Consider the following 24879-nt stretch of genomic DNA (forward strand, 5'->3'; position numbering starts at 1 on the left):
CATGTCGAGTGACTTCGCGCTGTTGGGTGTGGGCGCCGCGGTGCCGGAGCAGGTGCGCCGCAATGATGATCCCCTTTTCGAGCCGTTGCGGCGCGCCGCGGTCCGGGGAGGAGGAGAGCATGCGCTCTTCTATGGCAACCGGGAGCGCCGGGTGTTGGCGCCCGGGGAGTCGCTGGCGGCGCTCACGGCGCGGGCGGGGCGGGCGGCGCTGGAGGACGCGGGGGTACGGCCCGAGGCGGTGGAGCGGCTGTATGGCTACGTGTCCGTGTCGGAGTTCATCTCGCCCAACGCGCTCTACGCGGTGCACCGCGAGCTGGGGTTGGGGCAGGAGGCGCTGGTCATCCCGGTGCAGGCGGACTTCGCCAACTTCCTGATGGGCGTGGTGCTGGCGTGGGAGGCGTTGCGGGCGGGGAGCATCCGGCACGCGCTGGTGGCGGTGGGCTCGGGGTGGACGCGCAACGTGGACTATGGGCAGGGCCATGCCATCGGCATCGGGGATGGGGCGGGCGCGGCGGTGGTGGGCGCGGGCGAGCGCCTGGTGTTGGTGGACTGGGCGGCGGACACCTTCAGTGGCGAGTACGGCGCGATGACCATGGCGTCACGTCCTGGTTCGGGGGTGGAGCATCCCACGTATGGGATTGCGCCGGACGCGGGCATCCAGGCCTTCCTGTCCTCGGGGATGGACGGGCCGCCGAGGCTCGTGGCGCGGTTGCTCGCCAGACATGGCATCCACCGCGACGACGTCACGCTCATCTCCCACCAGGCCACGCGCAAGCTGATGGACCACTGGGCCGCGCAGCTCCGCCCGCGCGAGTACCTGGACACCTACGAGGACTTCGGCAACATGGTCCACGCCTCGCTCCCCGTGACGCTGGCGCGCTTCCATCGCGAACTGCGCACGAAGTACCTGGTGATGGTGGGGCTGGGCATCGGCGCGCACCAGTTCGCCCTGCTCGTGCGTGTCTGATTCCCGTGTCACCAAGGGGTGAAGTTCAGGTTTCCTCGTCGGGCAGGAGCGTGCGCAGCAATTCGTCGTCGGGGCCGAGTGGGCGCCACCCGGGCGGCGGTGGGATTGCAAGGAGCGCGTCGCCGGCCCTCCTCACGTGCTCCTCATGGGTTGTTGGGGCATAAGCAGTCCACGTGCCGAGCGCCATGGCAACTTCTCCACGGTTTTCATCGTCCAGGACAGCCGGCCAGCCGTTGGGGAGACTATCGGACAGTTCGCGAACAAGCACGTCGCGAACAAAGCGCGTGACCTGCTTGCGCTGTTCGGCCTCAGCGAGCAACCCGCTCAATATCTGAACGGCGGCAACGTCATCCTTGCCCAGTTCCTCGGCCAGCAAATACAGGGGCACGGCAGGGCGAGCATCAGCGAAGGCAGTGAGAGAATCGTAACCACGTTCGCGAACCCGCTCGTACAGGCGCGCCTTCACGCTTCCCTGCCAAGCACTTCCGTCGCTCATGGTCCTCTCCAAGGGGTGAAGTTCAGACTTCCTCGTCAGGCAGGAGCGTGCGCAGCAGCTCGTCGTCGGGTCCGAGCGGCCGCCACCCGGGCGGTGGTGGGGTTGCAAGGAGCGCGTCGCCGGCTTTGTCGGCACGCTCCTTATGAGTTTCCGGAGTGTAGGCAATCCACGAGCCGAGCGCTTCGGCAACCTTGAAACGGTTGGTGTCGTCCAGCACTGCCGGCCAACCATCGGGGACGCTCTGTGTCCACAGGCGTGTAAATACATCGCGCACAAAACGTGTGACCTGATTGCGCCGCTCGGCCTCGGCGAGCAGACCGCTCAACACTTGTACCCCAGCAACGTCGTCCTTGCCCAGTTCCTCGGCCAGCAAGTGCAGCGGGACAGAGGGGCGCGCATCAGCGAAGGCGGTGAGTGAAGCGTAACCACGTTCACGAACCCGCTCGTACAGGCGGGCTTTCACGTTGCCCTGCCAGGCACGTCCGTTGCTCATCTTTCTCTCCAAGGGGCGAAATTCAGACTTCCGTGTCAGGCAGAAGAGTGAGCAGCAACTCGTCGTCGGGCCCGAGGGGGTGCCAGCCTGGGGGTGGTGGCGTGGAGAGGAGGGCTGTTCTGACCTGCCTGACACGCTCCTTGTGAGTTTCTGGGGTATCGGCAATCCACGAGCCGAGCGCCTTGGCAACCTTGAAGCGGTTGGCGTCATCCAGCACGGCTGGCCAGCCGTTGGGAAGACACTCGGACAATTCGCGTACAAGCACATCACGCACGAAGCGTGTGACCTGCTTGCGCTGCTCCGCCTCGGCGAGCAACCCGCTCAGCACCTGCACTCCGACGACATCGTCCTCACCAAGCTCCTCTGCTAGCGCCACCAGCGAGGCAGTGGGGTGGGCGTTCGCGAAGGCGGTGAGCGAATCGTAGCCGCGCTCACGGATCCGCGCATACAGACGTACCCTCCAGTTGCCTTCCCAGTAACGCTCCTTGCCCATGGTCCTCTCCAGGAGGTGAAATTCAGGCTTCCTCATCGGGCAGGAGCGTGCGCAGCAACTCGTCGTCGGGACCGAGAGGTCGCCAGCCTGGAGGAGGTGGTGTTGCAAGGAGCGCGTCGCCAGCCCTCCTTACGCGCTCCTCGTGGGTTGTTGGGGTAAAGGAACTCCACAATCCGAGTGCCTTGGCGACCTTGAAACGGTTGGCGTCGTCGAGCACGGCCGGCCAGCCATTTGGGAGACACGTGCACAATTCTCGCACGAGTTGTCCGCGCACAAGACGTGTGACCTGATGGTTCCGCTCCGCTTCGGCCACCAGTCCGCTGAACACCTGCACACCGGCGATATCGTCCGGACCAAGCTCCTCGGCCAATGCCACCAGCGAAGCGGTGGGGCGCGCCTCGGCGAAGGCGGTGAGCGAATCGTAACCACGTTCGCGAACCCGCTCGTACAAGCGGACTTTCCAATTGCCCTCCCAGGAACGATCCTCGCTCATCGTCCACCCCAGCGCGTGAAATTCATCGGGAGCTTGTACACCTTCATACGCTCCGCGACGATGTCCAGCACCTCGTTCCGCGTCAACAGTCGGTTCAGCCTGAGTTCAGCGTCCCACAGCGCCTTCATGATCATCCGGTTCCATTCTCCGGGCCATTGGCGGCCCAGCTTCCAGTTCCCACCGCCGTGGATGGCCTCGTGATGTGCCTGCTGCATCTCGACGCAGAACTGGTCGATGTCCATCTCGCCGGTGAAGCCACGCTTCTCGAACCACGCGCGGAACTCCTTGGGCAGGACGTGGTGTCGCGGGGGCTCGTTCATGCCAGCCCCCGCTCTGCCCGTCACGCGCATGCCTCGTACTTCGGGCCCGTCGCCGAGGGCCTCTCGCACGCCCCTGGGCAGCTCGCCGTGCGTCTGTGCCAGCATCACCTGGCCCGCCTGAATCCGCACGGCGGCACTGACGACGGGGACGGAGAGGACGCCCGCCCGCACCAGGTGGCGCATCATCTCCACCCACTCGGCGGACACGACCAGGCGCGTGCCCACCATCACCCCGTCTCCTCCCACTACCAGGCTCACGCCAATCAGGGCGGGAGCGGACAGAGGCACCGAGGGCAGCGAGAACTTCAACGCCGAGAGCAGGGAGAGCGCCTCGATGGTCTCCTTGAACACCAGCACCTTCGCGACACGCTCCGCCCCCTTCCGCGAAGTCTCGAGGGTTGCCGTGAACTCGCCGGAGAGGTGGCCCATCAGCACGGGTACATCTCGCGCCGCGGCCTCCACCTGCCCGGGCTCCAGCGAGGAGAGCGCCGTCATGGCGGGCTCGAGCTGTTGCTGCCAGCGCCCCAGGTCCGCGAACATGCGCTCCACGCTGTAGAAGTGCTGGGTGCACACGGCGTCGGCGAGGTGGAGCAAGTCGAGCCAGACGGAGAGCAGGAGCGAGCCGAGCAGGGTGGCCTCGAGCCGGGGGCCGGCGAGGCGCAGCAGGGCGAGCTGCATGTCCGGATCCTCCACCTGCGAGGCGGCGGTGGCGAGCCGGGTGGCGGCGGCGAGTTGGACCTCCATCCACCGCAGTTGCCGGACGCCATCATCCACGTAGCGGACGAAGACGCCGTTGCCGCCAATGTTCCGCCCACGGGCCTGGAGTCTGGAGAACTCGGCGGAGAGGCGGCGGGTGGAGCCCGACACGTCGAGAAGGGCACGGCGAAAGGCCAGCTGAGCCGCGAGGGCGCTCTGCCGCGTGGCTCTCTCGGAACTGTTCAGGCCCACCGCCGTTGACTCCTGCCGGGAGGCCGGGCGACGGTGTGGCCGCAGCGGTGCTTCGGGCTCGGACGGTGAGGGGAGGGCGCCGGGAGTCTCGATGCTGGACCCCGCTGTCGATATGGGCGGCGCCGTGTAACGCAGGCTCATTCCCCTACTGGGTGGTGACAGCGACACACAGCCGGTGGACAGCAGGGCCAGGGCGAGTAGCCACAGGGCCCGCGACGAGTCATCACTCATGGTCCACCCCCCCAGCGCCACGGAGGCGAAGGCCCCCGGCCACACTCTACTCCTTCTTACGTGTGTCTCTCCCGTCGGACAGGTCGCGCACGAACTTCGCGTCGATGCCGTGGATGCGCAGCTTCACCAACTCCTGTGGCGTCAGCTTCGCGTACCCCGCCTCGCGCATCTCCCGGATGAACTCCGGCGTCACCCCGTGGATGCTCATGGCGAGGAGATCCTCCAGCTCCAGGGCCTTGTAGCCCTCGGCCGCCAGCGCGCGGATGCGCTCGGGCGTCACGCCATGGATGCGCGACTGGATGAGCTTCGCGAGCGTCAGCTTCGTGTAGCCGTGCTGGGCGAGCGACTGGATGTACCCGGGCGTCACCTGGAAGATGCCCACCTGGACGAGCTCCTCCAGGGCAATGTCCTTGAAACCGAGCGTCGACAATTCCTTCACCCGTGCCGGGGTGATGTCGAAGACGGCCAGCAGGTAGTGTTTGTCCGGAGCGATGGCCGGATAGCCCAGCGCGGTCATGGCCCGGACGTATTCCTCTTTGGGCTCGAAGCGCAGGTGTCCCGCGCCCTTCGCGTCGGAGAATCGCCCCTCGAAGGAGAAGACTCCCGCCTCTCGCTCGAGCCGGAAGGGTGCCGTGCCGCCATCCGCGGTCGACAGGCCCTGGAAGGAGGTGAGGGGCACCTTCATGTTCAACTGCTGAGTTGTCTTTGGCTTCTCCGACGACGTGCGCAGGAACAGCTCGAGCGTGTCTTTCTTGACGTCGGCCGTCCAGGTTCCGGTGATGGACGGCTCGGCGAACACGGGGGAGGCGGTGAGCAGCACCCACGTGAGCAGCGAAAAGAAGAGGGACGTGACTTTCATGGGACGGACTCCTCCGGGCGGACGCCGCGATGGACCCGGTCCAATATACGAACTTCTTCGTAGAAATCAACGAAGCCCTTCGTAGATTCGAGGACGAGCTGACCGGCGACGGGGTGTGGGCCCGCCCAGGGCCTGTTTTCTCGGATGCCCTGTCCACACGGTGGAGCGCTTGAGAACGGTGCCCCGCATGCCCAGGTTCCAACACATGGAACGACAACTTCGGACGGCCCCTGGTTGGATGTTGTTGCTGCTCGCCCCCGTGATGGCCTTCGCACAGAGCGGGGCCTCCACCGGTGAAGAGTCCTTGAACGAGCAGGTTGCTCGCAGTCCCCTGACCTGGTCCTGGGTGGTGATGCTCGCCGTGGCCGTGGCGGCCTTCGTGGCCTACACCGTGAAGATCTCCAGGAACCGTCGGCCCCCTGATCATCCCAGCGTCCCCTGATCCCATCGGCCGGGCGTGGTATGGGTCCCCGACTTCTGGAGGTCCCCCACCATGGCCAGACGCACCAAGGGGCAGTACTCCCCCTCGCTCTTCGATGTCGCGCAGGACATCATCGGGGGCCTGCCGATCAAGCTCATCGAGCAGTGGCTGGGCAGCGAGCAGACCCACGCGGACGCGCTGCGCCTGCTCCAGTCCTTCCAGGTCAGGGGCTACAACGTCGTCTCGGACTCGGCGGGACTGACGCGCTTGTCCCGGCAGCGGGGACTCATCGAGATCCTGGCGCTCATCGATCAGCCCAAGCAGCTCGTCCATGGGCTGGGTACCTCGCTGGGAGGGCGGGGCGTGGGCATCTGGGCGGCCGACAATACCCAGATGTTCTACCCGCCCTCGGTGCGCGCCGAGTCGCTCGTGTCCATGCTGTTGACGGTCCAGGACGAGGTCCAGCGCGGCTGTCAGATCCGCATCGGCCTGGGCGCGCACTTCGGCGAGTTCTACGGCCTGAGCGGGGGCTTGTACGGCGCGCAGTCCGACGCCATCGAGGAGCTGGCGGAGAACCACACCGAGGGCGGGGAGATCGTCATCTCCCAGGCCCTGCGCGAGCTGCTGCCGGAGGGGCACGCCTTCACCCTGGAACCCAAGGAGGCGCCGCCCTCGCTGCTCGACCCGTGTTGGAGGGTGGTGGAGGGGCCCCGCCTGACGGACCTCCGGCGCTCGAGCGAGCCCTATCCCATCCCGTACTCCCAGGCCTTCCACGCGGAGCTGCTCGCCTACCAGTCGCGCCTGGAGGACGTGGCCTTCGGCAAGCACCTGGCCGACAAGTACCTCCAGCACAAGACGGTCGTGCTCATCGAGCGCGAGGCCCAGCAGGCGGAAACACCCGAGCTGGCCCTGTTCGACAACCTCTCGCTGTCCGCGAGGATGAAGGACACGGGCCTGCGGCACCTCTCCTCGCACCAGGGCGAGGAGGTGAAGGTGGTGGGGCCCCTGGGCATCTACGTGTTCGACGCCATCCCCGCGGCGCTCGGCTTCGCCCAGCTCTTCCGCCGCGAGCTCGCGCGCGAGGACATCTCCTGCCGCATCGGCATCGACGTGGGGCCGGTCCTCCTGTTCGACCTGCCCTCGGGAGGCCGGGACATCGCGGGCATGCCGGTGAACATCGCCTCGAAGCTGGCGCAGGACCTGGGCCGCCCGGGCGGGTTGTACCTGAGCGAGGCCCTGGCACGGCACGTGGACCTGGAGGGCTTCACCGAGCGGCGCGCCACCGTCTCCGGCGTGGCGCTCACCTTCCACGAGGGCTGAGGCCCGGCGCGCCGTCCTCCCCGCTCACCGGGCGGGGGTCGTTCCCGAGGGGGCCTGGGCGGCGTCCTGCTCCGGCGGCCCCGCGTAGAGGGCATCCCGGATGGCGGCCGGGAACGCCCCGGACATGCCCTCGAAGGCCGTGTTCGTCAGCACGACGACGCTCAGGCGCCGCTTCGGATCGACGAACCAGCTATGCCCGTAGGCGCCTCCCCACTGCCAGGTGCCCACGGACTGGGGCGTGCCCGCCTGGGTGGCATCCACGAGCACCGAGGCGCCGAAGCCGAACGTCCACCCCGGGTTGTTGGGCATCTCCAGCGCGCCGATCTGGCCGGTCGACACCAGGGAGGCCGTCGCGGGCTTCAGCATCGGTGCGCCGCCCGTGCGCACCGCCTCCAGGAACTTCAGGAAGTCCCCCGCCGTGCCCACCATGCCGGCGCCCCCCGAGGCAAACGAGCGGGCGTTGAACACCCGCCCGGGAACGAAGCGCACGCCACTGGCGCCCCAGGGCACGACGTGGAGTTCGCCCATTCGCACCGGCTCGGGCTTGCCGTCCGTGTAGGGCGTGGCGAGCCGCTTGGGCTCCTTCACCGTGAAGCCGGTGTCGCGCAGGCCCAGCGGACGGGTGACGAGCCGCTCGACGACCTTGGGCAGCGGGGCGCCTCCCGCGCGAGCCACCACCGCGCCCAGCACGTCCGTGGCCACGGAGTACCCCCAGCGCGTTCCGGGCTCGTACGCCAGGGGGACCGAGGCGATGCGGCGCAGGTTCTCCTCCAGGGACAGTCCGGGCGCATCCATGCCGTCCGAGACACCCGCGCGGTGATAGGGGCCGTCCTCCGGCTCCAGGAAGCCGTAGCTGAGTCCCGCGGTATGCGTCAGCAACTGACGCACCGTGATGACGGCCTCGCGTCCATCCGCGAGCCGGGGCCGGAAGTCGGGCAGCCACCGCGTCACGGGATCCTCCAGTCCCAGCTTGCCCTGGTCCACGAGCGCCAGCGCGGCCGCGGACACCAGGGGTTTGCTCATCGAGGCGAACCGGAAGACGGCGTCCTCGCGCATGGGGGTATGCGCCTCGCGATCCGCCTCTCCCGCGGCCCGGTGGTAGATGACCTGTCCATCCCGAGCCACCACCACCACCGTGCCGACCACCCGCTTGTCGGCCAGCGCTTGCTCGATGACCGCATCCAACCGCGCCGACACCGAACGTTCCTCGGCGGCGGCCAGCCCGCTCAGCAGGAGCCCCAGCATGACGACGGTGAATGAGTTTCCAACCTTCGTGCGCATCGACGAACCTCCCTATATTCGTAGTGAACGTTCAGGAAATAGAGGCGGGGTCCGGGATTTTCAGAGTGATCGCTATGAAAAAAGCTAATCCCACGGAGGGCCGAGGCTGGGGTCGGCCTCGGGAGTTCCAGCGGAGTGCCGCGTTGGAGCGGGCCATGGAGGTGTTCTGGGAGCGGGGTTACGAGGGTGCGTCCATCGCCGATCTCACCGGGGCGATGGGCATCACCGCTACAACACGGTGCAGATGCCCTGTGTACCTGAGCGAGGCCCTGGCGGAACACGTGGACCGGGGGGCTTCATCGAGAGGAGCGCCACCGTCTCCGGCGTGGCGCTCACCTTCCACGAGGGCTGAGGCCCGGCGCGCCGTCCTCCCCGCTCACCGGGCGGGGGGCGCTCCCGTGGGAACCTGGGCGGCGTCCTGCTCCGGCGGCCCCACGTAGAGGGCATCCCGGATGGCGGCCGGGAACGCCCCGGGCAGGCCCTCGATGGCCGTGTTCGTCAGCACGACGACGCTCAGGCGCCGCTTCGGATCGACGAACCAGTGATGCCCGTAGGCGCCTCCCCACTGCCAGGTGCCCACGGATTGGGGCGTGCCCGCCTGGGTGGCATCCACGAGCACCGAGGCGCCGAAGCCGAACGTCCACCCCGGGCTTCCGGGCATCTCCAGCGCACCGATCTGGCCGGTCGACACCAGGGTGGCCGTCGCGGGCTTGAGCACCGGTGCGCCGCCCGTGCGTACCGCCTCCAGGAACTTCAGGAAGTCCCCCGCCGTGCCCACCATGCCGCCGCCCCCCGAGGCAAACGAGCGGGCGTTGAACACCCGCCCGGGAACGAAGCGCATGCTACTGGCGCCCCAGGGCACGACGTGGAGTTCACCCATGCGCACCGGCTCGGGCTTGCCGTCCGCGTAGGGCGTGGCGAGCCGCTTGGGCTCCTTCACCGTGAAGCCGGTGTCACGCAGGCCCAGGGGACGGGTGACGAGCCGCTCGACGACCTTGGGCAGCGGGGCGCCTCCCGCGCGAGCCACCACCGCGCCCAGCACGTCCGTGGCCACGGAGTACCCCCAGCGCGTTCCGGGCTCGTACGCCAGGGGCACCGAGGCGATGCGGCGCAGGTTCTCCTCCAGGCCCAGCCCGGGCGCATCCATCCCGTTCGAGACGCCCGCGCGGTGATAGGGGCCGTCCTCCGGCTCGAGGAAGCCGTAGTTGAGTCCCGCGGTATGCGTCAGCAACTGACGCACCGTGATGACGGCCTCGCGTCCATCCGCGAGCCGGGGCCGGAAGTCGGGCAGCCACCGCGTCACGGGATCCTCCAGCCCCAGCTTGCCCTGGTCCACGAGCGCCAGCGCGGCCGCGGACACCAGGGGTTTGCTCATCGAGGCGAACCGGAAGATGGTGTCCTCGCGCATGGGGGTATGCGCCTCGCGATCCGCCTCTCCCGCGGCCCGGTGGTAGATGACCTGCCCATCCCGAGCCACCACCACCACCGTGCCGACCACCCGCTTGTCGGCCAACGCTTGCTCGATGACCGCATCCAACCGCGCCGACACCGAACGTTCCTCGGCGACAGCCAGCCCGCTCAGCAGGAGCCCCAGCGTGACGGCGGTGAATGAGCTTCCAACCTTCGTGCGCATCGACGAACCTCCCTATATTCGTAGTGAACGTTCCGAAAATAGAGGCGGGTCGGGGGAATTTCAGAGTGATCGTTATGAAAAAAGCTAATTCCACGGGGGGCCGGGGCCGGGGTCGGCCTCGGGAGTTCGATCGGAGTGCCGCGTTGGAGCGGGCCATGGAGGTGTTCTGGGAGCGGGGCTACGAGGGCACGTCCATCACGGATCTCACCGAGGCGATGGGCATCACCACCCCCAGCCTGTATGGGGCCTTCACCTCCAAGGCGGAGCTGTACCGGGAAGCCCTGGAGCTCTACCAGCGGACGCATGGGTCGCCGGGCGCGCCCGCCCTGGTGGAGGAGCCGACGGCGCGGGGTGCCATGGCCCGCGTGTTGGAGGAGGCCGCGCGTGCGTTCGCCGACCCTCGGCATCCGCCCGGGTGCATGGTCTCGACGGCGGTGCTCAACTGCGCGACGGAGAACCAACCGGTGGCCCGGTACGTGGCGGGGCTGCGCGATGCCTCGCTGGCGCAGCTCCGGGCCCGGTTCCAGCGGGCCATCGCCGAGGGCGAGCTGCCTTCCTCCACGGATGCCGAGGGCCTCGCCCGGTTCTATGGCGCCATCCTCCAGGGCATGTCCGTGCAGGCCCGGGACGGCGCGAGCGAGGAGGAGCTGCGGAAGATCGTCACGCTCGCGCTGTCGCGCTTTCCCCGGAGGTGACAGGTGGAGGTGTCGGACCTGCCCAGCGGGTTCGCTCTTCGGGTAAAGGGGGAGGAGTTCAACAAGGACGGTCATTCATCGATGAAGCGAAACACTCGCGTTGAACCCCGCCCCGCTCCCTTCCACGCGCGCCTGACGGTGGGCCTGCTGGCGCTCTGCCTGGGCAGTGGCGCGTGCTCCGATTCCACGGATGCGACTGGCAGACGGGGCGCCAACGTCCCCTGGACGGAGTACGAGGCGGAGGATGGCAAGACGAACGCGATGGTGCTCGGACCCAACCGGACGCGCTACGATCAGGCGTTCATCGAGGCCGAGGCCATCGGGCGCAAGGCGGTCCGCCTGGACAAGACGGGCGACTACGTGGCCATCACCGCGAAGAAGGCGGCCAATTCCATCGTCGTGCGGCTGTCGATTCCGGACTCGCCGGAGGGCGGTGGCATCGACTCGACCCTGGGCCTCTATGTGAATGGCCAGCGCGTCAAGACGCTGGAGGTGACCTCGCGCTACTCATGGGTCTACGGCGGCGAGGTGCTGCGCACTCCCAACACGCCCAGCGCTGGCGAGCCGCATGCCTTCTTCGACGAGACGCGGGCGCTGCTCGAGCCGATTCCGGCTGGCGCGGAGGTGAAGCTCCAGAAGGACGCCCAGGACACCGCGGCGTTCTACGTCATCGACCTCATCGACCTGGAGCAGGTCGCCGCGCCGCTCGAGAAGCCCGCGGACCTGGTGTCCGTCACCGAGTATGGCGCGCTTCCGGACGACAACGTGGACGACGGCGAGGCGATCCAGAACGCCATCGACGCGGCCGTGGGGGAAGGGAAGAAGGGGCTGTGGATTCCCCGAGGCACCTATCTCGTCAACGAGGTGAAGCAAGGCCAGCTGGGCCTGTCGCTCAAGGGCATCGAAATCCGGGGCGCGGGCATGTGGTACACCCAGCTCAAGGGCGCCAAGGCCACCTTCTATTGCTGGGGGGAGGGCGGCTGCCGCTTCTCCGACTTCTCCATCCTCGGCGAGGTCGACTTCCGCGACGATGACATCCCGAACAACGGCTTCAACGGCGGGGTGGGCAAGAACACGAGCATCGAGAACGTCTGGGTGGAGCACGTCAAGGTGGGCTTCTGGTGCGGCACGGACGCGGACCCCTACGGCACGGATGGCCTGGTGGTGCGCCACTCGCGCTTCCGCAATCTCTACGCGGACGGCATCAATCTGGCCAACGGCACGCGCAACTCCGTGGTCGAGCACTGCCACTTCCGCAACACCGGGGACGATGCCATGGCCATGTGGTCCAACAAGGGGGCAGGCGATCCCGCGAGCCATGACAACGTCTACCGCTACAACACGGTGCAGATGCCCTGGCGGGCCAACTGCTTCGCCCTCTACGGGGGCTACAACAACACCATCGAGAAGAGCGTGTGCGAGGACGTGCTGACCTACTCGGGCCTCCTCATCGACAACGAGTTCGACGCGCACCCGTTCGCCCCGACGACGACCCTCGAGGACATCTCCCTCATCCGCGCGGGGGGCCCCATGTTTGGCGGAAACCACGGCGCGCTCCGGTTCTACACGCGCCAGGGCCCCGTCAACGACATCACCGCGAAGAACATCGACATCTTCGATTCGACGTTCGCGGGCATCCAGTTCCAGAACCACCCGGACAGCCAGGGCGCCACGTTCTCCAACATCCTGCTCGAGAACGTCTTCGTCACGGGCTCGCGCACCTACGGCCTCGAGGTCATCGACGGGGCCGGGGGACGGGCGAGCTTCGAGGACGTGGTGGTGAAGGACTCCGGGAAGGGCGCCCTCCACGCCCCGGGCGTGCCAGCGCTCTTCTTCGACAAGCGCTCGGGCAACATGGGCTGGTAGCACCAGCGCCGAGAGGACGGCCTCCCGGTTCGGCCCTCCGCCGGGCCGGCGGGGCCGCTTGTGCTTGACGCGGGGCGGCAAGTTGCACGCGGGGTCAACTCCGCCCACTGTTTGACATTGGCTGGCGCCGAATTCGTTGGGTTCGCCGGGGAAATTGGGGATGCTCCCGCGCGCGTTACCCCCACAGGAGGCAGAACCGAATGCGTCACGTGCTGATGGCGATCAGTGTCGCCGCCACCCTGGTTGTTCCCACCGTCGCCGCCGCGGAGACCGTGGCCATTTCTTGCGGCACCGTGGGCAAGGAGTTCGAGCTCTGCAAACAGGGTGCGGAGGCCTGGGCCAAGAAGAGCGGCCACCAGGTGAAGCTCGTCAGTGGCTCCACGGATGCCAGCGAGCAGTTGACGGTATTCCAGCAGCAATTGTCCGCGGGCTCCCCGGACATCGACGTCTTCCGGGTGGACGCGGTGTGGCCCGGCATCCTCGGGGATCACTTCATCGACCTGAAGCCATACATTCCGGACGACGTGGTGAAGCAGCACTTCCCGGCCATCGTGGAGAACAACATGGTGAACGGCAAGCTCGTGGCGATGCCGTTCTTCACGGACGCGGGCGTGCTGTACTACCGCAAGGACTTGCTGGAGAAGCACAAGCAGAAGCCCCCCACCACCTGGCAGGAGCTGGCCACGACGGCCAAGCTGGTGCAGGACGCCGAGCGCAAGGGCGGCAACGACAAGATGGTGGGCTTCGTCTTCCAGGCGAAGGCGGCCGAGGCGCTCACCTGCAACGCGCTGGAGTGGATCGACTCCTTCGGGGGCGGGGCCATCGTCGGCAAGGATGGCAAGGTCACCATCGACAACCCGAAGGCGGTGGAGGCGCTGAAGACGGCGGCCTCGTGGATTGGCACCATCGCGCCCCAGGGCGTGCTCAGCTACGAAGAGGAGGGCGCGCGCGGCGTCTTCCAGTCGGGCAACGCCGTGTTCATGCGCAACTGGCCCTACGCGTGGGCGCTGGCCAACTCGCCGGACAGCCCCATCAACGGCAAGGTGGGCGTGGTGGCGCTCCCCAAGGGCGGCGCGGACGGCAAGTCCACCGGCGCCCTGGGCGGGTGGAACCTGTCGGTGTCGAAGTACTCCAAGCACCCGGAGATCGCCGCGGACCTGGTGAAGTACCTCACGAGCACCGAGGAGCAGAAGCGCCGCGCCATCCTCGGCTCCTTCAACCCCACCATCGTCAGCCTCTACAAGGACGCGGACGTGCTGAAGGCCAATCCCTTCTTCGGCACGCTCCTGGACACCTTCACCAACGCGGTCGCCCGGCCGGCGAAGGTGACGGGGGCCAAGTACAGCCGCGTGAGCGCGGACTTCCGCAACACCGTGCACTCCATCCTCTCCGGCGGCCCGGCGCAGGCCGACGCCAAGGTGAAGGATCTGCAGAAGAAGCTCGAGCGCATGGGCAAGAACGGCAAGTGGTGAGTTCGCCCCTGGCGTGAAGAAAAAGGGCCGCCCCTGTCTCCAGGGGCGGCCCGATGTTTTTCAGGGGGAGGCGTCAGGCTACCAGTTGTTGCCGCCGCCGTTGGTGATGGTGAAGCCACCGTTGCTCTGGTTGACCACCTTGCCGCTGGGGGCGTTGTTCACCGTCACGTTGCTGAAGGTGGCGCCACCCTTGGCCGTGGACAGCACCTGGACGCCGTAGGTGGTGGGGTTGGTGATGGTGATGTGATCGAACAACACGTTGGTGAAGGCGCCCCCGTTGTTCTGGATGCTGATGCCCTGGTAGGTCGGGTCGATGATGTCGACGTTCTTGATGGTGATGCCGTTGGTGGGGTTCTGGTCGCCGCGCAGCCAGATGGCGCCGAACTGCTGACCACCCCAGTAGGTGCCACCGGAGCGGGTGAGGGTCAGCCCGTCGATCGTCGCGGACTCCATGGGGTAGGGGTTGAACTCGGAGCTCACCGTCAGGCCGGGGTAGGTGAGCACATCCGCGGCGGTGCTGTTCTCGATGCGGTTGCCGACGCCGCCGTAGATGGCGTAGGCGGCGGCGCGCCAGACGATCTGCACGCTGCAGTTGCGGATGACGTTGTTGCGATCCGGCTGCGGGTAGAGGTCGGTCGCGGACCAGATGGCGAAGGCGTCATCACCGGTGTTCCGGGCGTGCGAGTTCTCGATGACGCTGTCCTTGGTGCCGTTGCACAGGTTGATGCCGTCCGCGCCGGTGTTGCGGATGCGGATGTTGCTGATGCGCAGGTTCGTCGACTCGGAGGGGCCGCCGACCCAGTAGCCGCAGTGGACGTGCTCGATCCACATGTTCTCGATGACGGTGTTCTTGAAGGCCGAGTTCACCCAGGCCTTGCCACCCTGGGTGCGCAGGCCGTCGGTGTTGCCGAAGATGGCGAAGTCGCGGAACTTCGAGTCATCGCCGGTGATGATGAAGCCCGTCTGTCCCCAGCCCGCGTCCTCGGCCAGGCTGGCGTTGTAGAGCCGGGTGTGCCACAGGCCCGCGCCCTGGATGGTGACGCCCTTGACCTGGATCTTGTTCGTCTGATCGTAGACGCCCGGCGGCAGGTAGACGCCCTTGAACTTGCCGGCCTGGACCGCCCAGATGGCCTGGCTGATGGCGTTGTCGTCGGCGATGCCGTCGTTGGGGATGGCGGGCTCCCAGCCATTGCCGGCCTGGGTGACGTCGACGTAGCCCTCGGGCTTGGGAAGCGGCGCCGCGACGAGCTCGAGGTCGATGAAGTCGATGGCGTAGTACGGGGAGGCGTCGCCCGAGTCCTTCTGCAGGCGCACGGTGGCACCCGCGGGGATGGTGGTCTTCAGCAGCTTGTTGGACTCGTCGTAGATGCGGCGCGGGGGGCCCGCCGAGGGGTTGTTGTACTGGGTGGCGTCGTCCCCGTAGACCCAGGCCTCCTTGGAGGAGAGGGTGAGGGTGTCCACCTTGCTGCCGTTGACGTAGAGGCTGATGGTGGCCCGGGTGCCGCCGCCGCCAGGCGCGTCGGGGATGCTGTTGCGGATGACGATGGCGTTGGCGGGCGCGGTGGTGGTCCACTGCACGTAGTGGCCGGTCGAGCTGAGCACCACGGCCTTGCGACCGGAGGCCTCGCCCGGGATGGTGCCGAGCGCGCGGCTGGGACCCTGGACCTGGGCGTTGGTCGACCCGTCCTCGGCCTCGTACTCGATCCACGGCACGCGGGCGCCCCGGCCGACGTAGAAGCTGGAGTTCAGGGTGTTGTTGCTCTCCACGGCCTCGGAGATGGCGTTGGCGGGATCGATCGTCGCGACCAGGGTGTGGTTGCCGTTGGTGGCCGTCCAGGAGCCGCCGAGGCTCACGACGGCCGAGGCGCCCGCGGCGAGCGCCGTGGAGGTGACGCCCGAGAGGCTCGTCGTTCCGTCGATGGTCAGCTTGATGGCGGCGGAGCTGCCGGCCGCGTCGAGGCCCTGGTTGGCGACGGTCACGTTGAAGGTGACCGGGCTGCCCGCGGAGGGGTTGGCCGGGTTCTGGGAGATGGACTTCACCACGAGGTCCGGGCCGGGCTGCTGCGTCACCGTGAGGTTCTTGGTGGCGCTGTTGTTGGCGTCGTTGAACTCGGCGATGGCGTTGTCCGGGTCCACGACGGCGGTGATGGCGTAGGTGCCGTTGGCGGTGGACCAGGTGGCGTTGGCCGTCAGGGTGGCGCTCGCGCCGGCCGCGATGGACGTCGTGGTGGGCAGCGTCGAGGCGGCGATCTCCTGGTTGTTCACGCGGAAGGAGACCTTGTGGACGCCGCTCGGGCTGGCGGCGGTGCCGGCGTTCCTCACCACGGCCTTGAGGGTGATGGCCTCGCCCTCCTTGGGCGGGTTGCTCGCCGCGCTCCACTGGATGTCGGCCACGGTCAGGTCGGCCTTCTTGGCGGCCGTGGCTCCGACGGTGATGTAGTCCAGGTTGATGTTCGCGATGTCGCCCGCGTCGTACTGGTAGGCGATCGAGTTGCCACCGGCGTTCAGGTAGAAGGTCTCGACCTTGGTGGCCCAGACGTCCCAGTTGCCGGTGGTGGGCAGGGCGCTCTGCGCGCCGCGCGTGCCATTCACGTAGACGGAGATGTTGGAGTCCGTGAAGCCGTTGCCGTAGCGCAGGCCCACGTCATACCAGCCCGCGCTGGTGACGGAGACGTTGAAGCGGGTGCTCGCGCCCTGGGCCCAGTAGCCCTCCACGAAGCCCGAGCCGCTGTAGTTGGCGTGGTTGGTGGTGGGCACCGCGCCGCCGCTCAGGGTCGCCGCTTCCGCCTCGTACTTGGAGCCGCCCGTGCCCGTCGACGTGTAGTTGGCGGTGAGGGTGGCCGCGGCCGCGGTCGTCTTGTACGTGGTGGACGCCGAGTAGATGTTGCCGAAGTTGGCCGCGACGCCACCCGACCAGGAGCTGAAGACCTGACCGGAGGGGGCTGGGTTGGCCGAGATGTTCACCACGGTGTCGGCCGCGTAGGTGCCGCCGCCCGTGCCGTTGTTGACCGTCAGGGCATAGGTCGCCGTTCCACCGGTGGGCGAGCCGAGGACCTGGAACTCCGCGACCTGCGCGCCGGGGGCGCCGGTGTTCGACGCGAAGCGCAACTGGATCTCGCTCGCGGTGGTGGTCAGGGGAATGGTCACCTGATTGCCGCTCGCGGGATCGAAGGTGTAGTTCGCCGCGGCCGCCAGGGTGGCGAAGGTGCCGCTCGCCGAGCTGCGCCCCAGCACCGTGATGTTCTGGGTCCGGGTGCTCCAGGCGCTGTCCGGGTTGAGCTGCAGCACCACGGCACTGACCGTGTAGCTGGCGCCGAGGTTCACCGTCAGGGTATTGGGATAGGCATTGGGCGCGCCCTCCCAGTAGGTGCTCCGGTTGCCATCGTTCGCGTTCGCCGCGACATAAACCTGTGTATAACCGGAGGTCGTGATGCTCTTTCCGAGCGCGACGTTCTGGTCCAGCTTCGAAGCCACCACGCCTGTGTCGGGAGGAGTGGACGGCTGCTGCTGGGGACCGCAGGCAGTCAGCATCTGAAGCAAAATCAATCCAGCACCGGGCCCGGTGCGGGCCCAGCTCGTTGCGTACCTGTCTTTCAACGCGACCTCCAGGGGGTAAGGCAATTCACACGCCTGCTTTTATCCACCGGGTGCGTTGGAAAGTTGCTCGTCCGAAACGCAGCCTGTGTCCTTCAGCAGGCGCGATAGAGCGTATAAATCATTTTTACGGGTTAAACGAGTTAGAACTGGAATGAATGAAATTCCAGCAGATAGAGAAATTTATGTCGGAGCGGTAGGCGTTGAGGTCGAACTCATCCTGTCGTCAGGCAGTCGACATTCAAGCCATGGGAGCGCATTCGGGTCTTGAATCGTTCAAGACCCGTCTGGGCGTTCGTCCGGCGAAGGGGAGGGGGTGCCTTCCGGGGGGGCGCGATGGGCCGCGCCCCAGGGGTCAGTCGAGCCGCGAGCCGTCCTGGCGACGGGCTCGCCGCGACCGGGCCAGACGCAGCAGGCCCACGAGGGCCCAGGGCCACAGCGCCGCGGACGCCGCCGCCTGGCAGCCACAGCCCGAGGGTGAGCCGGGCTCGCCGGGATCGGGATTGCCGGAGCCCGCGTCCGGCGCATGGGTGCCGCCGTCCGGCTCCGTTCCCGCGTCGGACGGGGGGTTGCCTCCGCCATCCGGCTCCGTTCCCGCGTCGGGATCCACGCCTCCATCGCTCTCTCCCGGCGGCGCGAACGAGGACTGGGCGACGTAGATGGCGGAGCCCCATTCCTCCTGGTCGTCCTTGGGCGGGGCCAGTCCCGCGCAGAAGGAGACGTCCCCGCGGCTGTTGATCATCGGGGAGCCACCGAAGACGGGATTCGAGGGCGTCTCCTGGTCCACGCGCGCGAGGCCGAGATCCGAGGGGAGCTCGTCGTGCTCCGTCACCACGGGCTTGAGCGACGAGCCGTCGCTCACCCACACCGCGCGCAATCCATCGGCGCGGAAGGCACGGAAGACGACGAGCCCTTGATCATTGATGTCCGGCGGGAAGCTCTCCAACGCCTTGATGTCCCCCTGACCGTCTTGCGCGAGCGTCTTCAACTCGGCCCCATTCCATAGGAGGAGCGCGGTGGATTTCTGCTTCGACGCATCGAGCACCGTCGCCAGGAACGCGACCTGTCCGTGGTTGTTGAGCGCGGGTTGGACCGAGGCGAAGCGGAAGATGGATGATGAGGGATTGCGTCCGCGGGACTCCGCGAGGAGGTGGGACGTCCCATCCGGCTTCCACACGCGCAGCTCCTGGAACCACTCGGTGGAGTAGGGCTGGAGATCCACCGCGGCCACGATCTGCCCCAGATCGTTGAGGTTGGGCGAGTAGAGATAGGTATAGGGACTGGCCGCGTCGAGTTCGCGGTCCGTGGCGATGAGCGTCACCTCGTAGCGCCCCTCCCGAGGGGTGTACAGGGTGTATGCGTTGCCGATGCCGACCCGGACGCGGGCCGCGAACTGCTGTGCCTCGTTGAGCACGAGGCTCGACCAGGAGGAGGAGCCCAGCGGCTCGCGAATGACACGGACCTGCTTCGGGTCGTCCACGTTCAACAGGTAGATGCCATTGTCCGCGTTGGAGTCCGCGCCCGTGACGGCGAACACCACGTTGCCTCGTGAGTCGAGGCTGGGATCCCCCATGCGGGCATCCACTCCGATGCTCGGCAGGGTGTAGATCCGCTCCCCCTTTCCCTCCACGCCATACCAGAGACTCGGGGCGCCCTCGGGCGTGATGGCCAGGGTGAAGCCCACCCGCCGGTCCTTCGTGAGGGGAAGCGTATAGCTGCCGGAGAGCAGGGCGCCCGGCTCCAGGTTGTAGGCCCCGGAGGCATTGCCCAGCATGTTGGTCCGGGCCTGGAGCTGGAAGGTGTACTCCGGCAGCGCGGCGAGGGCCGGCCCCGCCAGCAGGAGCGTCCCCAGGGCCGCGAACAGGCGATTCCGATCAACCAGTGCACCACGTCTCATGGCGTTCCACCTCTCCTGTGCGGGAAATCACTTGCCGCGCGAGCGCAGCCACTTCTCCAGGCCCACCACCGGCAATACCACCATTCCCGCGAGCACCGAGAGGCCGACATCCTGGAGCGACAGGGGCGCGGAGCCGAAGAGCCGTTGCAGGAAGGGCACGTACATGAAGGCGGCCTGGAGCAGCACCAGGATCCCGATGCCCACGAAGAGGGTGTGGTTGCTGAACAGGCCCACGCTCCTCAGGGAGCCCACCAGCGTGCGGCACAGCCACAGGTAGAAGATCTGGAAGCTGATGACGGTGTTGACCGCCATCGTCTGCGCATGGGCCAGGGCCCGTGCGGGCTGTCCGGCGCCGTCCTGGCGGTAGGCCCAGAGGAACAGCCCGATCGCTCCCGCGGCCATCAGCAGCGCCACCAGGCCCGTGCGCATCACCACGAAGTGGCTGAGCACGGGCGCGTCCGGGGCCCTCGGCGGGCGTTGCATCACGTCGCGCTCACGCACCTCGAACGCCAGGGGCAGCGCCAGGGTGACGGTGGCCACCAGGTTGATCCACAGCAGTTGCGTGGGAAGCATGGCCATCAACGGCACCCACTTCCCCTCGACGTGCTGGATGGGGAAGAAGGCCACCCCGAACATGAGGATGAGCGCGAGGCCCAGGTTGGTGGGCAGCACGAAGGCGAGCGACTTGATGAGGTTGTCGTAGACGCGCCGGCCTTCCTCCACCGCCGCGACGATGGAGGCGAAGTTGTCGTCCGTGAGCACCAGGTCCGCCGCCTCCTTGGACACCGCCGTGCCGGTGATGCCCATGGCCACGCCGATGTTGGCCTGCTTGAGCGCGGGCGCGTCGTTGACGCCATCGCCCGTCATGGCCACCACCTGCCCCTTCGCCTGGAGCGCGCGCACCAGCCGCAGCTTGTGCTCGGGCGCCACCCGCGCGAACACGTTCGTGTCCGCCACGACCTCGGTGAGGCGCGCGTCATCCACGGCGGACAGCCGCGCGCCCGTCATCCCCGGCCGATCCGGGGCGTGGATGCCCAGCTGTACCCCGATGGCCTCCGCCGTGGCCTGGTGGTCGCCGGTCATCATCTTCACGCGAATGCCGGCGGCGTGGCAGGCCTTCACCGCCGCGAGCGCCTCCTCGCGGGGCGGATCGATCATTCCCTCCAGCCCGAGCAGCGTGAAGCCCCCCTCCGCGTCCTCCATCCGCAAGTCGTCCCCGGACGAGGGCGCGGCCTTCTGGGCCACCGCGAGCACGCGCATGCCCTGGCGCGCCAGGCGCTCCACCTCCGCCAGCACCGGCTCCGCTCCGCCCTCCAATGCGCAGCGGCGCAGCACCACCTCGGGAGCGCCCTTGAGGAGGATGCGCCGGCCCTCGGGCTCCCCCGAGTGGAGCGTGGCCATGAACTGGTGCTCCGACTCGAAGGGGATGGCGTCCACGCGGACGTGGCGCGCGCGCTCCGCCTCCATGCGCAGGCCGACCTTCTCCGCGGCCACCACCAGCGCGCCCTCGGTGGGGTCTCCCGTCATCTCCCAGCGACCCTCCCGGGAGTGGAGCGCGGCGTCGTTGCACAACGCGCCCGCGAGCAGCAGCGCGCGCACGTCCTCGGGTGGGTGCTCCACCGGCTGGCCCTCCACCTGGAGCTGCCCTTGTGGCGCATAGCCCACTCCGCTCAGGGTGTAGCGCCCGCGAGGAGTCCACATCGCCTGCACCGTCATCTCGTTGCGCGTGAGGGTACCCGTCTTGTCCGTGCAGATGACGGTGGTGCTGCCCAGGGTCTCCACGGCCGGCAGCTTGCGGATGACGGCGCGGCGGGCCGCCATGCGCTGCACGCCGATGGCCATCGCGATGGTGACGATGGCGGGCAGGCCCTCGGGAATCGCGGCCACCGCCAGGGTGATGGCCACCAGGACGGCCTCGCTGATGTCGTAGCCGCGCAGCAACCCCACGCCCAGGAGCACCCCGGACAGGACGATGATGGCGCCGGTGATGAGCTTGCCGATGTGCTCGAGCGCCAGGGTCATGGGCGTGCGCAAGTCGGTGGCCTGCGCCAGCAGGTGGGAGATGCGGCCCAGCTCGGTGGCTCCGCCAGTGGCCACCACCACCGCGGTCGCCGTCCCGGATGTCACCAGCGTGCCGCCGAAGACCACGCTCGCGCGATCCCCCAGCTCCGCGTCCTCCGCGACGGCGTCCACCTGCTTGCGCGAGGGCACGGACTCGCCGGTGAGCGCGGCCTCCTCGATCTGGAGGTTGCGCGCGTGCAGCAACCGGAGATCCGCGGGCACCCGGTCTCCGGACTCCAGGAGCACCACGTCCCCGGGCACCAGGTCCGCGGCCGGCACGGACTGCTTGTGCCCACCGCGCAGCACGGGCGTGGTCTGCGGCACCATCTGGCTGAGCGCCTCGATGGCCTTGCCGGCGCGGTACTCCTGCACGAAGCCCACGAGCGTGTTGAGGACCACCACGGCGGCCACCACCAGCCCGTCCGTCACCTTGCCCAGCAGGACGGCGAGTACCGCGGAGGCGATGAGCACCCAGATGAGGGGGCTGTTGACCTGCCGCCACAGCAGGGTGAGCACGCCATCGCCCCGCTCGCGCTTGAGCACATTGGGTCCATGGCGGGCGAGCCGCTCCCGGGCCTGCTCGTGCGTGAGCCCGGCCTCCGTGCTCTCCACCCGGGACAGCACGGACTCGGGGGGGAGGGCATGCCAGTGAGCCGAGTGTCCGGACGTGCCCGGCGGGGGCCGGGTGCCCGTCTGCTCCTGGGACGTCGTGGGATCCTGCATCGCGCGCGCTCCTCACTCCGGGGAAGTCCCGAGGATGCCCTGGCTCCTGGAGCGGGTGCTACCAGGAGTTGGGTTCTCGTCGCGCGAGAGTGGACGCGGGGTGTCTACTTCCGGGTGAATTGGATGAGGCAGCGGGAGGCGAAGACGTCATCCTGGTTGAAGCGGACGATGCGGCTGAGCTCCAGCTCGGGGATGTCCCGGGCCAGCTCCAGATAGTCCCGGGTGGGATCCCAGACGATGACTCCGGCGGGGATGCCCGTCTCCATGCAGAAGGGCTTGATGAGCTCCTGGTTCCTGGCCACCACGGGCAGTTCGGAGCGGATGCAGTCGAAGAGGACGACCTTGCCGCCCCGCTTGCAGACGCGCGCCATCTCCCGGAGGACCTCCAGCGGCCTGGGCACGACGCACAAGGCGTAGGTCTCCAGCACGGCGTCGAAGCTCTCGTCGGCGAAGCTCATGTGGGTGGCGTCCATGTGCATGAGCTCGATGCTCCGTCCCGCGATGGGCAGCTTGGAGGCGGCGAGGGCGAGCATCTCGGGGGTGAAGTCGATGCCGACGACATTCACCTTGGGCGGGTAGTAGGCGAAGTTGAGGCCGCTGCCCACGCACGCCTCCAGCAGGCGGCCCCCCGGCTGGAGCTCCAGCCACTCCATGGTCTGGGCCCGGGGGGTGATGGGCTCCCACTCCGTCTTCATGACCTGCTCGTACTGCGAGGCCTGCCCATAGGCCCGGTGGATCGTTTCCGTCTTCATGGTGGATGCCTCCCGCTGCGGGGTCGAAGCGCGGACACGGTGGCGACCCGGCATGTTTCGAGGCAATGGTCCTGTTTCGGGCACTTGCGCCTGCTGAACAGTTGGAGCCTCGGACGGGCTTTTCCCTGCATGCGTAGGGGAGTCAAACGCCTTCGTCGGGCAGGAGCGTACGCAGGAGTTCGTCGTCGGGGCCGAGCGGGCGCCAGCCGGGAGGCGGCGGCGTGACCTGTCCCGCCTGAATCCGCACGGCGGCACTGCCGACGGGCAGGGAAAGGACGCCTGCCCGCACCAGGTGGCGCATCATCTCCACCCACTCGGCGGAAACCACAATGCGCGTGCCCATCATCACCCCGTTGCCTCCCACTACCAGGCCCATGCCAAGCAGGGCGGGAGCGGACGGAGGCACCGAGGGCAGCGAGAGCTTCAACGACGAGAGCAGGGTAAGTGCCTCGATGGCCTCCTTGAACACCATCACCTTGGCGACGTTCTCCGCTCCCTTGCTCGCGGTCTCGAGGGTGGCGGTGAACTCGCCGGTAAGGTGGCCAACCAGCACGGGGACGACTTGCGCCGCGGCCTCCACCTGTCCTGGCTCCAGCGAGGAGAGCGTCGTCATGGCGGGCTCGAGCCGCTGCTGCCAGCGCCCCATATCCGCGAAGCCGAGCAGGGCGGCCTCAAGCCGTGGGCCGGCGAGACGCAGGAGGGCGAGCTGCATGTCCGGGTCCTCCACCTCCGCTGCGGAGGTGGTGAGCCGGGTAGCGGCGGCGAGCGGCTCCGAACCCGTCCGGACGCTCGGGGCAAAAGAAAACCCCGGAATCACTCAGAGAGTGACTCCGGGGCCTTGGCCAGGGTCGGACTTGAACCGACTACCTGCGGATTATGAGACCGCCGCTCTAACCAGGTGAGCTACCTGGCCATCAGGTAATGGCGGCGCCCTTCTACTTCTCCTCCCGCCGCCATGCAACTACTGAATCCGGGCGAGCGGGTGGGCTCGGGCGCGACCACGGGCGGCTCTATACCACAGGGCTCGCCGGGGGCAACGAGAAGGTGCGCTCGCCGGGTGGGCCCTCTTCTGGCGTGGTCCGGCTGCCTGCGTGGCCCGTGTCCAGGAGGCCAAGGCCGCTGCTCCTCGGGTGGATTTGGATGAAGACGAACTCGCCGACCAGCCAGCATGTCAGCGGCAATGCCCGCCAAGGCCCTTGTTCCGACGCACGGGCGCTCTTCTACCGCTTCTCGGGTCGTGCGCCTGGACACGGGCCAGGCCGACACTCTCGTCTTCACACCACGCCCCGGTGCCGAGCCGGTGAAGTTGAACGGCGACGAGTTCAAGGAGGCCGTGGTGAAGCGGGCCAGAGAGGTTCGGCCCTCCACTCGGCCCCAGGAAGCCGCCCGGAAGTTGTTCGAGGTCGAGGCGCGGTGTGCTGGTGCGAGCGCACCGGATGGTCCTCATCTCGATTCCCGACGTGACGGTCTCCAAGGGCCTCGCGGCGGTGATGACCGCCACCCTCATCTGCTATGTGGGCGTCGACACCTTCTGGGGCCTCGTCGTGGGCTTCAAGCGGCTGATGGACGAGGCGGATCGGGCCGTCACGTTCAACGAACTGCGCAGCGGTACGGCAAGGTGATGGGCCGCAACGCGTCGCGTGCGTTCGCCATGCTGGCCACGGTGGCGCTCGACAACACGGCGACGGTGGACACTGACGGTATGCCGGGCGGTGAGCGTTCCTTCGCCAGGCGACCCTCCCGGACGATTCCGTCCCCTGGACAAGGCTGCTTCTCCTGCGAACGTGTGAGATGGCGCCTGCCCTTCACCCTCTTGTTCAGAGCCCGAGAACTCATCGGCACCGAAGAACAGAATTGATGCATC

19 protein-coding genes, 1 tRNA gene and 1 pseudogene are annotated in these 24879 nt (G+C 67.9%); 7 read left to right on the top strand and 14 right to left on the bottom strand.

From position 1 onward, the window contains the following. Window position 1 precedes the first annotated feature (1 nt). Window positions 2–967, top strand: a complete 966-nt coding sequence (locus D187_RS58975; RefSeq protein WP_002631576.1) for a 3-oxoacyl-[acyl-carrier-protein] synthase III C-terminal domain-containing protein — start codon at window positions 2–4, stop codon at window positions 965–967. Between the two features lie 25 nt (window positions 968–992). On the opposite strand, the gene D187_RS39120 is transcribed toward D187_RS58975, so the two are convergent. The 6 genes from D187_RS39120 to D187_RS39140 form a co-directional block, all read right to left on the bottom strand. After that, a complete protein-coding gene (locus D187_RS39120; protein WP_043433710.1) occupies window positions 993–1463 on the bottom strand; it encodes a hypothetical protein in 471 nt (156 codons plus the stop codon). Window positions 1464–1485: 22 nt separating this feature from the next. Next, on the bottom strand, window positions 1486–1956 hold the full coding sequence (locus tag D187_RS39125; RefSeq protein ID WP_043433711.1) for a hypothetical protein: 471 nt from the start codon (window positions 1954–1956) through the stop codon (window positions 1486–1488). 22 nt (window positions 1957–1978) lie between these two features. Then, on the bottom strand, window positions 1979–2449 hold the full coding sequence (locus tag D187_RS39130) for a hypothetical protein (RefSeq protein ID WP_002631579.1): 471 nt from the start codon (window positions 2447–2449) through the stop codon (window positions 1979–1981). Window positions 2450–2471: 22 nt separating this feature from the next. Continuing rightward, the gene (locus D187_RS53270; RefSeq protein ID WP_076606311.1) at window positions 2472–2942 is read right to left on the bottom strand and encodes an NUDIX hydrolase; all 471 of its coding nucleotides are present in this window, start codon (window positions 2940–2942) and stop codon (window positions 2472–2474) included. After that, a complete protein-coding gene (locus tag D187_RS39135; protein ID WP_002631581.1) occupies window positions 2939–4210 on the bottom strand; it encodes a DUF2380 domain-containing protein in 1272 nt (423 codons plus the stop codon). The genes D187_RS53270 and D187_RS39135 overlap by 4 nt, the downstream gene beginning before the upstream one ends. A 277-nt stretch (window positions 4211–4487) precedes the next feature. Continuing rightward, window positions 4488–5300: a hypothetical protein gene (locus D187_RS39140; RefSeq protein WP_002631582.1), complete on the bottom strand. Its 813-nt coding sequence runs from the start codon at window positions 5298–5300 to the stop codon at window positions 4488–4490. A gap of 205 nt (window positions 5301–5505) precedes the next feature. Here D187_RS39140 and D187_RS39145 point away from each other — a divergent pair, with 205 nt between their 5' ends. Together D187_RS39145 and D187_RS39150 are read left to right on the top strand one after the other, a co-directional pair. Continuing rightward, a complete protein-coding gene (locus tag D187_RS39145; RefSeq protein WP_155893906.1) occupies window positions 5506–5742 on the top strand; it encodes a hypothetical protein in 237 nt (78 codons plus the stop codon). Window positions 5743–5793: 51 nt separating this feature from the next. Next, complete coding sequence (locus D187_RS39150) at window positions 5794–7041, top strand: nucleotidyl cyclase domain-containing protein (protein WP_002631584.1); 1248 nt, start codon at window positions 5794–5796, stop codon at window positions 7039–7041. Between the two features lie 24 nt (window positions 7042–7065). On the opposite strand, the gene D187_RS39155 is transcribed toward D187_RS39150, so the two are convergent. Continuing rightward, window positions 7066–8322 (bottom strand): serine hydrolase domain-containing protein, encoded by a 1257-nt coding sequence (locus D187_RS39155; RefSeq protein ID WP_051256739.1) that lies wholly within the window; start codon window positions 8320–8322, stop codon window positions 7066–7068. Between the two features lie 376 nt (window positions 8323–8698). After that, complete coding sequence (locus tag D187_RS39160; protein ID WP_020918576.1) at window positions 8699–9955, bottom strand: serine hydrolase domain-containing protein; 1257 nt, start codon at window positions 9953–9955, stop codon at window positions 8699–8701. 155 nt (window positions 9956–10110) lie between these two features. Between D187_RS39160 and D187_RS39165 the strand changes: the two genes are divergently transcribed. From D187_RS39165 to D187_RS39175, 3 genes are all read left to right on the top strand, one after another. Continuing rightward, entirely contained in the window at window positions 10111–10650 is a 540-nt protein-coding gene (locus tag D187_RS39165; RefSeq protein ID WP_002623886.1) for a TetR/AcrR family transcriptional regulator, read from the top strand. Window positions 10651–10731: 81 nt separating this feature from the next. After that, window positions 10732–12516 (top strand): glycosyl hydrolase family 28-related protein, encoded by a 1785-nt coding sequence (locus D187_RS39170; RefSeq protein ID WP_051256740.1) that lies wholly within the window; start codon window positions 10732–10734, stop codon window positions 12514–12516. Window positions 12517–12716: 200 nt separating this feature from the next. Then, window positions 12717–13988: an ABC transporter substrate-binding protein gene (locus D187_RS39175; RefSeq protein WP_002623884.1), complete on the top strand. Its 1272-nt coding sequence runs from the start codon at window positions 12717–12719 to the stop codon at window positions 13986–13988. 78 nt (window positions 13989–14066) lie between these two features. On the opposite strand, the gene D187_RS39180 is transcribed toward D187_RS39175, so the two are convergent. From D187_RS39180 to D187_RS39205, 6 genes are all read right to left on the bottom strand, one after another. Next, window positions 14067–17519: a CARDB domain-containing protein gene (locus tag D187_RS39180; RefSeq protein ID WP_002623883.1), complete on the bottom strand. Its 3453-nt coding sequence runs from the start codon at window positions 17517–17519 to the stop codon at window positions 14067–14069. A 418-nt stretch (window positions 17520–17937) separates the two neighbouring features. Next, window positions 17938–19479 carry an MXAN_5453 family MXYO-CTERM-anchored protein gene (locus tag D187_RS39185; RefSeq protein ID WP_002623882.1) on the bottom strand — a complete coding sequence of 514 codons (1542 nt, stop codon included), beginning with the start codon at window positions 19477–19479 and terminating at the stop codon, window positions 17938–17940. 27 nt (window positions 19480–19506) lie between these two features. After that, window positions 19507–22263 carry a cation-translocating P-type ATPase gene (locus D187_RS39190; protein WP_002623881.1) on the bottom strand — a complete coding sequence of 919 codons (2757 nt, stop codon included), beginning with the start codon at window positions 22261–22263 and terminating at the stop codon, window positions 19507–19509. 104 nt (window positions 22264–22367) lie between these two features. Further along, window positions 22368–23015 (bottom strand): class I SAM-dependent methyltransferase, encoded by a 648-nt coding sequence (locus tag D187_RS51075; protein ID WP_002623880.1) that lies wholly within the window; start codon window positions 23013–23015, stop codon window positions 22368–22370. A 142-nt stretch (window positions 23016–23157) separates the two neighbouring features. Then, entirely contained in the window at window positions 23158–23727 is a 570-nt protein-coding gene (locus tag D187_RS39200; protein ID WP_002623879.1) for a hypothetical protein, read from the bottom strand. A gap of 127 nt (window positions 23728–23854) precedes the next feature. Continuing rightward, window positions 23855–23928, bottom strand: a tRNA-Ile gene (locus D187_RS39205). A 255-nt stretch (window positions 23929–24183) separates the two neighbouring features. On the opposite strand from D187_RS39205, the pseudogene D187_RS59655 reads away from it, so the two are divergent. Further along, a pseudogene (locus tag D187_RS59655) lies at window positions 24184–24699 on the top strand (hypothetical protein); the annotation flags it as partial. Between the last annotated feature and the right edge of the window lie 180 nt (window positions 24700–24879).

The sequence above is a fragment of the Cystobacter fuscus DSM 2262 genome (assembly GCF_000335475.2).
In the GTDB taxonomy this organism is placed as follows: domain Bacteria; phylum Myxococcota; class Myxococcia; order Myxococcales; family Myxococcaceae; genus Cystobacter; species Cystobacter fuscus.

What these genes read in the sequence shown, in the direction of transcription:
- D187_RS39125 (WP_043433711.1), bottom strand. Translation starts at nt 1,956, where the DNA reads ATGAGCAACGGACGTGCCTGGCAGGGCAACGTGAAAGCCCGCCTGTAC.
- D187_RS39130 (WP_002631579.1), bottom strand. Translation starts at nt 2,449, where the DNA reads ATGGGCAAGGAGCGTTACTGGGAAGGCAACTGGAGGGTACGTCTGTAT.
- D187_RS53270 (WP_076606311.1), bottom strand. Translation starts at nt 2,942, where the DNA reads ATGAGCGAGGATCGTTCCTGGGAGGGCAATTGGAAAGTCCGCTTGTAC.
- D187_RS39200 (WP_002623879.1), bottom strand. Translation starts at nt 23,727, where the DNA reads ATGCAGCTCGCCCTCCTGCGTCTCGCCGGCCCACGGCTTGAGGCCGCC.
- D187_RS39185 (WP_002623882.1), bottom strand. Translation starts at nt 19,479, where the DNA reads ATGAGACGTGGTGCACTGGTTGATCGGAATCGCCTGTTCGCGGCCCTG.
- D187_RS39140 (WP_002631582.1), bottom strand. Translation starts at nt 5,300, where the DNA reads ATGAAAGTCACGTCCCTCTTCTTTTCGCTGCTCACGTGGGTGCTGCTC.
- D187_RS39155 (WP_051256739.1), bottom strand. Translation starts at nt 8,322, where the DNA reads ATGCGCACGAAGGTTGGAAACTCATTCACCGTCGTCATGCTGGGGCTC.
- D187_RS39175 (WP_002623884.1), top strand. Translation starts at nt 12,717, where the DNA reads ATGCGTCACGTGCTGATGGCGATCAGTGTCGCCGCCACCCTGGTTGTT.
- D187_RS39180 (WP_002623883.1), bottom strand. Translation starts at nt 17,519, where the DNA reads ATGCTGACTGCCTGCGGTCCCCAGCAGCAGCCGTCCACTCCTCCCGAC.
- D187_RS39120 (WP_043433710.1), bottom strand. Translation starts at nt 1,463, where the DNA reads ATGAGCGACGGAAGTGCTTGGCAGGGAAGCGTGAAGGCGCGCCTGTAC.
- D187_RS39160 (WP_020918576.1), bottom strand. Translation starts at nt 9,955, where the DNA reads ATGCGCACGAAGGTTGGAAGCTCATTCACCGCCGTCACGCTGGGGCTC.
- D187_RS39165 (WP_002623886.1), top strand. Translation starts at nt 10,111, where the DNA reads ATGGAGGTGTTCTGGGAGCGGGGCTACGAGGGCACGTCCATCACGGAT.
- D187_RS58975 (WP_002631576.1), top strand. Translation starts at nt 2, where the DNA reads ATGTCGAGTGACTTCGCGCTGTTGGGTGTGGGCGCCGCGGTGCCGGAG.
- D187_RS39145 (WP_155893906.1), top strand. Translation starts at nt 5,506, where the DNA reads ATGGAACGACAACTTCGGACGGCCCCTGGTTGGATGTTGTTGCTGCTC.
- D187_RS39150 (WP_002631584.1), top strand. Translation starts at nt 5,794, where the DNA reads ATGGCCAGACGCACCAAGGGGCAGTACTCCCCCTCGCTCTTCGATGTC.
- D187_RS39190 (WP_002623881.1), bottom strand. Translation starts at nt 22,263, where the DNA reads ATGCAGGATCCCACGACGTCCCAGGAGCAGACGGGCACCCGGCCCCCG.
- D187_RS39170 (WP_051256740.1), top strand. Translation starts at nt 10,732, where the DNA reads ATGAAGCGAAACACTCGCGTTGAACCCCGCCCCGCTCCCTTCCACGCG.
- D187_RS51075 (WP_002623880.1), bottom strand. Translation starts at nt 23,015, where the DNA reads ATGAAGACGGAAACGATCCACCGGGCCTATGGGCAGGCCTCGCAGTAC.